The organism is Microcystis sp. M015S2 (genome assembly GCF_020245945.1).
In the GTDB taxonomy this organism is placed as follows: domain Bacteria; phylum Cyanobacteriota; class Cyanobacteriia; order Cyanobacteriales; family Microcystaceae; genus Microcystis.
Map to the genome: position 1 here is coordinate 18,214 of NZ_JADBTX010000064.1, position 11,194 is coordinate 29,407.

The window sequence follows — 11,194 nt, forward strand, 5'->3', positions numbered from 1 at the left end:
ACAAAAAGGCAAGGGGAGAGGAAGCGGTAGATTTTTCGAGAATTCTGGCAGTGAATTTTTTGGTCTTAAACCAAGGGGTTCTTCGTATTTTCTCTCTCAAATCTAATCTTAGTCAGTCAGAGATTGGCTAGGATAAGATGGTATCTTGTTATTTTACTCGCTCCGCTCTCACTTACATCACTTAATTCACCTTAGATGTCGGCAGGATGCCCCCGTTACACCCTACGGGTTGGCGGCGGAGGAATGCCGACCAGTATAAAACGCGCGTAGCGCATCGACTCTAAATATGTTATGCTTCCTGTTGGTGAGTTTTTTGAGGCCGTGGAACAAGTCCTGACGCTAGTGATCAAGCTTCAAGTATGTAGCGAACAACAACAAGCGCTGTCCGATACCTGTACGGCTTTTGCGTCGGCTTGTAGCTGGATTAACGAGAACGTCAATCCCCGGCTGACTAACCGGAACTCGATTCAAGCCGTCTGTTATCAGGACGTTAAGGATCGGTTCGGATTGACGGCTAACCACGTTGTCAGAGCTTGCGGTCGGGTGGCGGCTAATCGTTTGACAGCAAAACTTCAAGGGAAGAAGGTCAAGAACTTTGCTCCAACAAGTTTCGACTGTGACGCTCGAACCTTCCGTTTCGTCGAGAAAGATTGGGCGATTACTGTTAGCACCACGGGGAAACGGTTAACCATTCCCCTGAGAGCGAGCAATTACCATCGGGGGAAACTTACTTGGCAAAATCCGACCTCCGCTCAAATCTGCCTACATCGTGACGGCGGTTGGTATGTCCACATCCAACTAAAATCGGAACCGCCGAAACCTATCAACGCGGATAACATTATCGGGGTCGATTTCGGCCGTCGTGACATCGCGGTAACATCAACCGATCAATCGTGGTCGGGGGAGGGAATCAAGGAAACGAGGGATAAATACAGTCGCGTTCGAGCTTCTCTGCAAAGGAAAGCGTCTCAAGGCACTAGATCCACCAGGCGTAGGTGTCGGGAGATCTTGAAGCGGCTATCGGGGCGGGAGAGAAGATACCAAGCGCACTTAAATCATGTAATCAGTAAAGCTATCGTTGCCGAGGCAAAATCAACCAACTCGATTATCGCTATTGAAGACCTAACCGGTATTCGAGAGAGAACCAACCAACAACCACGAAATAAGACCGAGAGAAGACGGTCTAACTCTTGGGCTTTCTATCAACTTCGACAATTTCTCGAATACAAAGGCATTAAAGAAGGAGTTGAGGTTATCGCGGTTAATCCACGATATACCTCTCAAACCTGTCATTGTTGCCTACATATCGGAATTAGAAGCGGAAAATCGTTTAAGTGTAGTAATAAGACTTGTGGTTGGATTGGTGACGCAGACGCGAACGGTAGCAAGATGATTAGACTTTTGGGGCTGAGTGTAATCCAGCCCAGAGAGCCGAATTTATTGGCTTGCCCGATAAGTTTAGGGTTACAGAAAGCTCCCGTTAAGCTGACGCTTTAACGGGAGTAGATTACTAAGGACTCTCCAGAGTTGAGGTACAGCTAACCGTGCGCATTCCTCTCGACTACTACAGGATATTGGGAATCCCCTTTCAGGTGAGTGCCGAGCAGATTGATTTGGCCCACGCCGACCGGGGACGGCAATTGCCACGTCAAGAATACAGTCAAACAGCGATCATTGCCCGTCAGCACTTGCTAGATGAAGCTTACCAAGTGTTAAGTGAGCCAGATCGCCGTCGTGATTACGATGCCCAATTTTTCGACCCCAATCCCTTGCTTCTCAACCCAGAAAGCACCGCCGAAAACGTAGATTCTCAGGGTGGCGAGGTGGCTGCGGCTCCTCCAGAATATCCCACTCCCCAGATTACCATTGCCCCCGCCGATCTGGTGGGAGCTTTGCTCATCCTGCAAGAGTTGGGAGAATACGAGTTAGTGATTCGTTTGGCCGAAACTTATCTAGATTTGGAGCCAACTACTCGCCCAGACATGATCTTAACCTTGGCTTTGGCCTACGGGGAATTAAGTCGGGAATATTGGCAGGATAAAAATTATGAACAAGCCGCCAGCACCGCGGCCAAAGCCCTGACTTGGTTGGAACAAGAAGAAATGTTCCCGCAAGTGGCCAGCGAGATTCGCCATGATTGTGATCGCCTGCGTCCCTACCGGATACTGGAATTGTTATCCCAAGAAAAAAAACCTAGTCTTGCCCGTCAGCGCGGCTTAAATCTCTTGGAGGAGATGTTGGCCGCTCGCGGCGGCATCGATGGCCAGGGCGACGATCGCTCTGGGTTGGGGGTGGATAATTTTTTACGCTTTATTCAACAGTTACGGGTTTATTTAACTCAGGACGAACAGGAGAAAATCTGGGCAAAAGAGGCACAACGCCCCTCGGCGGTGGGTAATTATCTGCTGGTCTATGCCTTGATCGCCCGCGGTTTCGCCCAAAAACAACCCGCCGCTATTGTCGCAGCCAGCGAGCGCCTACAGCAATTACAAAAACATCAGGATGTCTCCCTAGAGCGATCGATCTGCGCCCTACTGCTCGGTCAGACGGAACGAGCAAGCACAATTTTAGAAAAAAGTCAAGAGCAAGAAATATTAAATTATATTAAGGAACAATCCGGGCAATCTGCCGATCTTTTACCCGGGTTATGTCGTTACGGTGAGCGTTGGTTACAAACAGAAGTTTTCTGCCATTTTAGTGATTTAGTCGAGCGGAAAGCCTCACTCAAAGAGTATTTTGCCGAGGAAGACGTACAAAATTATTTAGAAGAATTGTCAGGTTTTCCTGACGAAAAAGTTGCCTGGTCGGTTCGAGAAAAGACTGGCGAACCCTTAGAATCGGAAGTAAATGTTCTCAAAACCCACACCCCCCCCACCCATTTAAACCCAGTGCCAGGAGCGACACCGATGAGGGAATCTGCTTATTCTTCTTCCCACTCTCGTCCCCAAAAACCGTCTTTAGCTAGAGTTAACGGTGAGCGGACAGGTACTACTGTACCTGCCCTGAGAGCCACCGCTCAGGAGGAAACCTTCACCCCCTATACTCAGGGCAGTGTGGTGGTGACGGCAGCCGATCCTCAACCGGCACTTAATCCCCCCCGTCGTCGTCCTAGTCGCCCGCGCCACCAAGCAGCAGGCAACTCCGGGCCGGCAGCCCTAGAAACGGCAAAAACCGACCTAGTCGCACCGAAACGGAGACGACCAGCCCGCAGAAAACTGCGACTCGATCGAGTGGCGATATTGGGGGTAGGATTAGTGGGAACGATCGCAGTCTTGGCCTTGGGGGTGAAGGCAATTGTCGATAGTCAATCTCCTTTGGCAGCCTTGCAAGGGGAACAGTTACCGATTTCTTTAAATACTCCCATACTAGAAATTCCCTCGGCTAATGCGGAAGTGATGGAAAGGACTCCCTTAGACAAGGAAACAGCCAAGGAGACGATTCAAGCTTGGTTAGGGGCAAAATCGGCGGCTTTTGGCAGTGAACACCAAAAAGAGCAATTGAAGGAGGTTTTAACGGGTTCAGCCTTGGAAATTTGGCAAAAACGAGCGGCGGCTTTACAAGGAAATAATTATTGGCGCTACGATCATCAAGTGGATGTGCGCTCGGTTACTAATAATGTGAAAAATCCTAATTTAGCGACGGTGGAAGCGATAGTAAACGAAAAGGCCATGTATTTCCATAATGGCAAGGAAATTGTCAATCGTTCCTATAATGAGTCCTTGAAGGTGCGCTATGATTTGGTACGGCAAGGAGATAAATGGTTGATCGAAAAAACCCAAGTCTTACCCTAATTTTTTCCGATTAAATCCCCAAAAACCACGCTTTAGGCTGCCCGCACACCCAATTAAGGCTGCATGGCAGCCTTTTCAGTGAACAGTAAACAGTAATCAGTGGGGGAGTGGGAATTATAAATTATGAATCATGAATTATGAATTATGAATTGAGGAGTGAGGAGCGGGGAGCGGGGAGCGGGGAGCGGGGAGAAAAAAGCTGATAACTGATAACTGATAACTGAATTCTGACTCCTCCAAAGGCAACCTTTGTACCTCACCATTAAGATAACTTCTATATCTTTAGACTGATAAATGCTCGATTTGCTTAATATTTTTTAACATAAAATATGCCCTTTGATTGCTGTAATTAGTTCCCTAGAAGTCAAGCTAATGAGTTATGATCCTAGATGGGAATCCATAGTTCTTAGAGGAAAAAAGCGGGGCAATCTCAATGTTTTGTCCAGCGACAGGATCATGATTTTGATGTTTTAAAAATCTCGCATAAGTCTTTAAGAACTTTTAAAATCAGCATTCACAAGGAGAGATATTATGACAGGTAAGAGTAAACGCGGTTTTGCCTCTATGGATCAAGCTAAACAAAAGGAAATCGCTAGTAAAGGTGGTAAGGCTGCTCATCAAAAAGGTACAGCCCACGAATTTACCTCCGAAGAAGCTCGCGAAGCGGGACGAAAGGGCGGTGAAGCAGTTAGCCGGGATCGCGCCCACATGGCAGCTATCGGACGGGAAGGGGGTAAAAATTCCCACAAAGGCAGTCGCAAAAACTTAAACTCGGAGGAAAATTACCCAACCAACGAGTCTATAGGTGAAAATTCCCCAGATTTTGGCAACTCGGAAGCAAATAGTTGACTTGGGTTGACTCTTTCTCGGACTAACAGGGTGTTGGGGTGTTGGGGTTTTTAGTTGAAATTCCCCATTTCCCCATTTCCCTATTCCCAATAAATACTTAGGGTTCAATACTGACAATCCAAGTACCGACGTAGAGACGGACAGGAATATTGCCAGAGGCAATCACATCACAGGTAAAGTAATAAGTGCCTAATTCAGGATTTCTGACATTAGACATGACGATTTCAACTTTGCTGGTCGGATCGATCGCTTGTTCGGGGACAATTTGAATAATGCGACTATCCTTGTCCCAAACCACTTCCTTTAAAGGTAAAGATTTGTTGTTGATGCGTACCTCGATTTTATTAGTATCAAACTGGCCGTTAAAATAATCGGGATAGGAAATAAAAAAAGCTGCGGCCCCTTGGGAGAGTTTTTTCGGGGGAATATAGAGTTTATAACGATCCATTTGCTTGGGACGACCACCGAATTGCAAGAAATAATCTAAGATATCCTTGCGATCGACTCCGCTAAAAATGGTTAGGCCGGGGTTGCCATTGGCTAAAGTTATTTTTGGTAAAATAATCCCCGCACCCACAGCTAAAGATAGAGCAATTAAAGCGGGTGCTTTAGCATATTTAATTACTTTTGTCAAGACTTTTAACATAAATTTTAACCCAAAGTGAGGGGGATGGTGACAGCCGCAAGGAGCCTAATACAGTTCAACTGTAACAAAACCCGCTCGTTTCTTACCTAGACCTTTGCCAGTCCGATAAGTGTCTTGGTTAACGCTTCATCGCTCGCGCCATATCCCGTTGGTCCTGACGACGTTTCAAATCTTCGCGTTTATCGTGTAATTTCTTGCCTCTACCGAGGCCAATGCTGATTTTTACCCAACTACCTTTAAAATACATCTTCAAAGGCACAAGAGTTAAGCCTTTCTGTTCCACTTGACCGATGAGTTTGCTGATTTCCTTTTTGTGCATCAACAATTTTCTCGTCCGGCGCGGATCGTGATTAAAATATTCGCTACTCTGTTCGTAGGGGGAAATATGAACATTAATTAACACCGCTTCGCCATTGCGGACTAAAACGTAACCATCCCGCAGGTTTACCTTACCAGCACGCACAGATTTAACCTCGGTCCCCAGCAACTGCACCCCCGCTTCAAAAGTCTCTAAAATCTCGTAGAGATGGCGTGCTTGCCGGTTATCACTGATAATTTTGATTTTGTCGTCTTGATTAGCCATATAGTCAAGTGAAAAGTGAAAAAGCTTTTGGGTGTTAGAGTTTTAGGGTGTTAGGGTTTTAGGGTGTTAGGGTGTTAGGGTGTTAGGGTTTTAGGGTTTTGGGGGTTAGGTGCTAGGGTTTTAGGGTGTTGGGGTTTTGGGGTTTTAGGGTTTTAGGGTTTTGGGGTTTTAGGGTTTTGGGGTTTTAGGGTTTTAGGGTGTTGGGGTTTTAGTTGAAATTCCCCATTTCCCCACTTCCCCATTTCCCCATTTCCCCATTTCCCCATTTCCCCATTTCCCCATTTCCCCATTTCCCCATTTCCCCACTTCCCCATTTCCCCATCTTACTCGCTCTTTTGCTCTCTCTGGACTGACTGCTTGCGGCTCTTTGGTGATCACCGGCCTTGTCAGGGGGAACGAGAAGGGAGAAAATGAGAGCAGTGTTAAATTTTTATGAAGTTTGGTTCTGTGGACAAAATTCGTACTGTTTCCGATAGTAAGCGTGATTTTTATACTCGCCACACCCGCCCCATCAATTCGGTGTATCGGCGCGTGGTTGAGGAATTATTAGTCGAGATGCACCTGCTCTCCGTTAATGTAGATTTCCATTATGATCCAATTTATGCCCTTGGTGTGGTTACTTCTTTCGAGAAGTTCATGGAAGGCTATCGTCCGGGGGAGGATAAACCGAATATTTTTAATGCTTTGTGCCAAGCGGTTAACGGTAATCCCGAAGTCTATCGTCGTGATGCCGAAAATATGATCGCTATTGCCAAAGAAACTAATATTGATTCCTTGCTTTCCCAACTGCAAAACCCTGCCCTAGGTGGTAACAATCAGTTGTCTGATAGTTTAGTTTCGGTTATCAACGCGCCTAAGTTTAAGTATAGTCGCCTGTTTGCCATCGGTCTCTATACAATTTTAGCCGAAGCACAACCGGACATGATCAAGGAAAAAGAAAAACGCGAACAAATTTTGCAAAAGTTCTCAGAAATTCTGCATCTCTCCAGCGAGAAACTGCAAAAAGACCTCGATGTTTATCGCGGTAATCTTGATAAAATGGATCAGCTGCTCAAGGTGATCGAAGATGCCCTAGAAGCAGAAAAGAAAAAACGTCAACAAAAAGAACAGGAAAAACAAACCACCCCGCAATAAAGGCTCTCAACCCGGAATTACCGCGTGCAGACAAGGGAATAGGGAACAGAAAAAGGATTAAATCGGCTCTCTTTCTTTACTGTTCCTTCTGACCTCGTTCTACAATTAGGATCGGCAACCCTTAATATTTATCTCCCGTGACTAACTCCTCCATCACCGCACCCGTAACCGATATTTTGGCAAAAGCGCGGTCAGGGGCAAATTTATCGGCAAAAGAAGCGATTATCTTGCTAGAAACTACCGATAACCGTTTAATTGCCCAGATTCGGGAAACGGCCGACTTTTTGCGTCGTCAACAGGTGGGAGATACCGTCACCTACGTTATCAATCGCAACATTAATTTTAGTAACATTTGTGAGCAGCATTGTAGTTTTTGTGCATTCAGACGCGATGAAAATGAAGAGGGGGCCTTCTGGCTTAATTTAGAGGAAATTATCGCTAAAGCGACGGATGCTGTCCGTCGTGGGGCGACAGAAATTTGTATGCAGGGAGGATTAAACCCAAAAGCCAAGATTAAGGGCAATTCCTTAGACTATTACCTCGAAATTGTTAAAAACCTGAAACAAGCTTTTCCTGACCTGCATTTACACGCTTTTTCGCCCCAAGAAGTTCAATTTATCGCTAGGGAAGACGGTTTAAGTTACGAAAAAGTTATCGCTTCCCTGCAAGAAGCAGGAGTGAATTCTCTCCCAGGGACGGCTGCCGAGGTGTTAGTGGATGAGGTAAGACGGGTAATTTGTCCAGAAAAAATCGATGCCGCCACTTGGTTAGAAATAGTCGGTATTGCTCATCACTTGGGGTTACATACCACCAGTACCATGCTCTGCGGTCATATTGAAACCCCTAGCCAACAGGTGCAGCACCTTGAAAAAATTAGAAAACAGCAAGAAATCGCCCTAGAAAATAATTATCGGGCTAAAATCACCGAATTTATTTTATTGCCTTTTGTGGGACAATCAGCCCCCAAACCCCTGAGAAATCGAGTCGGACGAGATCAACCAATCTTAGCCGATACATTAAAATTAACGGCAGTGGCGCGGATTTATTTGGGCAATAGCATTAAAAATCATCAACCCAGTTGGGTAAAATTGGGCTTACAGGGGGCGACAGAAGCCTTAAACTGGGGTTGCAACGATCTCGGTGGCACTCTCATGGAAGAACATATTACCACTATGGCTGGGGCCCTGGGCGGTACTTGTTTGACCGTCGAGGAATTAGAAACGGCGATTAAATCCCTCGATCGCCCCGCCCGTCAACGGGGTACAATCTATTAGAGTCTATTTAACCCGAATCCTGGATTAGCTGAAAGCTTGATCCTGTCCCGGGTTAAAACTTTCATTCTCTCGTCCGACTAACGTTAATTGAGTATTAAGAAGGTGCGCTCTTGAGACAGTTATATTCTCCGACCTGATAGATCAAATTAGCTACGAGTCCTGTCCAACCTGTTTGATGGCTTGCTCCCAGTCCTTGACCTGTATCTCCGTGAAAATACTCGTAGAACAGTATTAAATCCTGGCCATCAGGGGTTTTGAAAAGCTCACGAAGTTTTGGGTTATCTCCGTAAACTGGTCGTTTCCCTGACCCATCAAGCAGGAAAATCTTAATGAGTTTCTTAGATAGTTCAATTGAAACTTCTTCAAGGCTAATTTTGTGGTGCGATACTGAAGGACATAATACTCCAAAGTCTTTTTCTTTTAAACAGACATTGAAGTATTTATGAAACTTCTTCAGAGATTCAATAATCAGAAAATTCATGGGAAACCATACCGGACCACGCCAATTAGAATTTCCAGTATGTACAGGAGTTTTTGTTTCAGCAGGTTCGTATTTCATTTCAATTGGAAAAGGCTGCGCATCTGGATTTGCCTTAATTTCAGGATGCCATACAATTTTTATCATACCATCCAATTGATACGGGTGTTCTTCATGAAATTTAGACAAAGATCGAATTCCATAATCACTTAAGAATTCCTTTTCATCAAGAAGCTTATCAATGATATTTTGTAATTTCTTCTTGTTGACAATTGATAAAAATAAATCTAGGCACTCATGTAAATCTGATCGAATATCAACACATTCTTCTTCTCCCAGTAAATACTTGAATTCTTCCTCATTCCTAAACCTAGCAAAACAAGATTCTGGATTATAAAAGCTTGCTCTTAAATTCCTAGTTAAATCTGTTTCTGTTTCTTTCCCAAAAGTTTCCACAGTGAACAAAGGAACAATACCAAGAATGGAGCGATATTTTAGTGGTAATTCTAAGGAAAATTTTTCCAGAGAAATTTTCAAAACTTCATAGTAGAAGTTATCATTGCTATCCCAAAAAGCAACTTGATTTTTGTCAACAATTTCGTTTATTTCATGGACAATTAATATGAAGTTTTTCAGGAAATCTTTTGCAGAATTTTCACGCTCTTTTTGCTTCTCTACATCTAACTTAGTAACTATTGTCAACATATTCAAATAAAACATTGCTATCCAACTTGTGGCATCAATTTGTTCTATTGTGACTGTTTCTTGGGTGAGGAATTGATTTCGATCAACTATAGATATATTATCTAATCCTAAAAATCCAGCCCTAAAAACATATTTGTCTTTTGTTTCTCCTGATTGTTTAGGTAGCCTGTTATTTTTTAGCCACCAATCTAAAGTCTTTTGCAAATTATCAAAGATTGATTGCAAAAATTTTTGATCGCAAGGAGAGCCATATATATCATGCTCTATTTCGTCAACTTTCAAAGCTGCCCAAGCAAGAATGGGAGGGTTTACTTCATCAAAACCAAATTCACAAGAGGGAATTTGTCCATCATCTTTGCTGTACCATAGTTGAGTAAAAAGCAATATTTGCTCTTTAGCAAAATCTGGATCGATTAAAGCAAGGGTAATCGCATGAAAAGCTGAATCCCAGACACAAAAATAAGGATATTCCCATTTATCTGGCATAGAAATTATGTCTTCATTGTGCAAGTGAGTCCATTTCTGATTACGGGTGTTGTCGTTATTTCTGATGTGTTCAGATGTTTTTTGTGGGGGGTATATTTTATGCCACTTTCTGTCTTGATATGACCAATCTCCTTGGAGCCAATCTTGAACTATATAGTAATAAAATTGCTTGTTCCATAGCATTCCTGCAAATGCCTGTCGTTGAACTTGTCGTTCCTCACCTGAAATTTGAAAATCTGAAGGAGTGATAGCTTGATAAAATGCGTCAGTTTCTTCTTTGCGCTTGTCAAAAACCTCCTTAAAATCACTTCCAAAAGGATTAGCATCAGGTAGTTTATCTGGCGCAATATCTGTCAAGCGCAACCATATCACTTGAGGTTTATCAGCATCAGCTTCAATAGTCAGATTATAGTGAGCGGCTGCTTTTGTCCCTTTCTGTTCAGGGTTGACCTTATCTAGCTCTTGATTAACGACATAATTGTTGATTCCGTCCTTAACATATTTACTAGCATTAGGAGTATGGAAAATGCGTTCGTTGTTAGTTTCATTTTCTGTAAATAACAGAGGAGTATCTCCTTGACAATAGAGATAATAATCACCTAACTCGCCATGGTGAGCTTTAATCACCATATTATTGCCAGTTTTTTCCAAAACTCTCTGCAAACTTGGTTTTTGTTTTTCTCTTTCTGCATCTCCTAACCAAGACCAAGTGTTACGAAACCAGAGAGTAGGTAAAATATGTAGTGGATGAGCTTTGGAGCCTCGATTCCAAACGGTAATTTTAATTAAAATATCTTCGGGAGTCTTCTTGGCATATTCAATAACAACATCAAAGTATCCCTCGTCGAAACAATTAGTATCAATTAGCTCATATTCAGGGTGTTCTTCTCCTCGATTATACTTAGCATCTCTTCGTTTTCTATTCTCTTCAACGAGATCATCATAAGGAAATTTATAAGGATACTTATACAATGCCTTCATATAAGAATGAGTGGGGTTATTATCTAAATAGAAATAATATTCCTTGACATCTTCCCCGTGATTTCCTTCGCTTTCTGTTAGTCCAAAAAATCGCTCTTTAAGAATAGTATCTTTACTATTCCAAAGCTGACAGGGGGACAAGCGAGCTAGAAAACTTGCCAACAAAGGCTTCTAGCTTCTCTCGCTAGAAATAGATTTAGCAATTCTAGGCAAAAAGCTAACGAAAGAATTAGGGATAGGAGCGAGCTTACTAGGAATTATTATTAA

Annotated in this window: 9 protein-coding genes; 5 read left to right on the forward strand and 4 right to left on the reverse strand. The window is 43.5% G+C overall.

All coding sequences use genetic code 11. The annotated features are described in order from the left end of the window. Positions 1-291: 291 nt before the first annotated feature. The 3 genes from IM473_RS12935 (at position 292) to IM473_RS12945 (ending at position 4,640) form a co-directional block, all read left to right on the forward strand. Positions 292-1,497, forward strand: a complete 1,206-nt coding sequence (locus tag IM473_RS12935) for an RNA-guided endonuclease InsQ/TnpB family protein (RefSeq protein ID WP_287660029.1) — start codon at positions 292-294, stop codon at positions 1,495-1,497. A 47-nt stretch (positions 1,498-1,544) separates the two neighbouring features. Then, positions 1,545-3,791 (forward strand): IMS domain-containing protein, encoded by a 2,247-nt coding sequence (locus tag IM473_RS12940; protein WP_287660030.1) that lies wholly within the window; start codon positions 1,545-1,547, stop codon positions 3,789-3,791. A gap of 531 nt (positions 3,792-4,322) precedes the next feature. Further along, complete coding sequence (locus IM473_RS12945; protein ID WP_287660031.1) at positions 4,323-4,640, forward strand: KGG domain-containing protein; 318 nt, start codon at positions 4,323-4,325, stop codon at positions 4,638-4,640. Between the two features lie 97 nt (positions 4,641-4,737). Here IM473_RS12945 and IM473_RS12950 read toward each other — a convergent pair whose 3' ends face one another. The 3 genes from IM473_RS12950 to IM473_RS12960 form a co-directional block, all read right to left on the reverse strand. After that, positions 4,738-5,286: a DUF2808 domain-containing protein gene (locus IM473_RS12950; protein ID WP_287660032.1), complete on the reverse strand. Its 549-nt coding sequence runs from the start codon at positions 5,284-5,286 to the stop codon at positions 4,738-4,740. Between the two features lie 118 nt (positions 5,287-5,404). Next, positions 5,405-5,869, reverse strand: coding sequence for an SsrA-binding protein SmpB (smpB, locus tag IM473_RS12955; RefSeq protein WP_004162719.1), 465 nt, complete (start codon positions 5,867-5,869; stop codon positions 5,405-5,407). Between the two features lie 192 nt (positions 5,870-6,061). Beyond that, positions 6,062-6,247: a hypothetical protein gene (locus tag IM473_RS12960; RefSeq protein WP_287660033.1), complete on the reverse strand. Its 186-nt coding sequence runs from the start codon at positions 6,245-6,247 to the stop codon at positions 6,062-6,064. Between the two features lie 69 nt (positions 6,248-6,316). Between IM473_RS12960 and psb29 the strand changes: the two genes are divergently transcribed. Further along, positions 6,317-7,003, forward strand: coding sequence for a photosystem II biogenesis protein Psp29 (gene psb29 / locus IM473_RS12965; RefSeq protein WP_170915588.1), 687 nt, complete (start codon positions 6,317-6,319; stop codon positions 7,001-7,003). A gap of 137 nt (positions 7,004-7,140) precedes the next feature. Then, positions 7,141-8,277 (forward strand): 7,8-didemethyl-8-hydroxy-5-deazariboflavin synthase subunit CofH, encoded by a 1,137-nt coding sequence (gene cofH, locus IM473_RS12970; protein WP_287660035.1) that lies wholly within the window; start codon positions 7,141-7,143, stop codon positions 8,275-8,277. A 94-nt stretch (positions 8,278-8,371) separates the two neighbouring features. On the opposite strand, the gene IM473_RS12975 is transcribed toward cofH, so the two are convergent. Continuing rightward, the gene (locus IM473_RS12975) at positions 8,372-11,089 is read right to left on the reverse strand and encodes an MGH1-like glycoside hydrolase domain-containing protein (RefSeq protein ID WP_287660036.1); all 2,718 of its coding nucleotides are present in this window, start codon (positions 11,087-11,089) and stop codon (positions 8,372-8,374) included. Between the last annotated feature and the right edge of the window lie 105 nt (positions 11,090-11,194).

Bases quoted from the DNA above. Each gene is read 5' to 3' on its own strand.
- IM473_RS12950 (WP_287660032.1), bottom strand. From the start codon at position 5,286: ATGTTAAAAGTCTTGACAAAAGTAATTAAATATGCTAAAGCACCCGCT.
- IM473_RS12945 (WP_287660031.1), top strand. From the start codon at position 4,323: ATGACAGGTAAGAGTAAACGCGGTTTTGCCTCTATGGATCAAGCTAAA.
- smpB (WP_004162719.1), bottom strand. From the start codon at position 5,869: ATGGCTAATCAAGACGACAAAATCAAAATTATCAGTGATAACCGGCAA.
- IM473_RS12935 (WP_287660029.1), top strand. From the start codon at position 292: ATGCTTCCTGTTGGTGAGTTTTTTGAGGCCGTGGAACAAGTCCTGACG.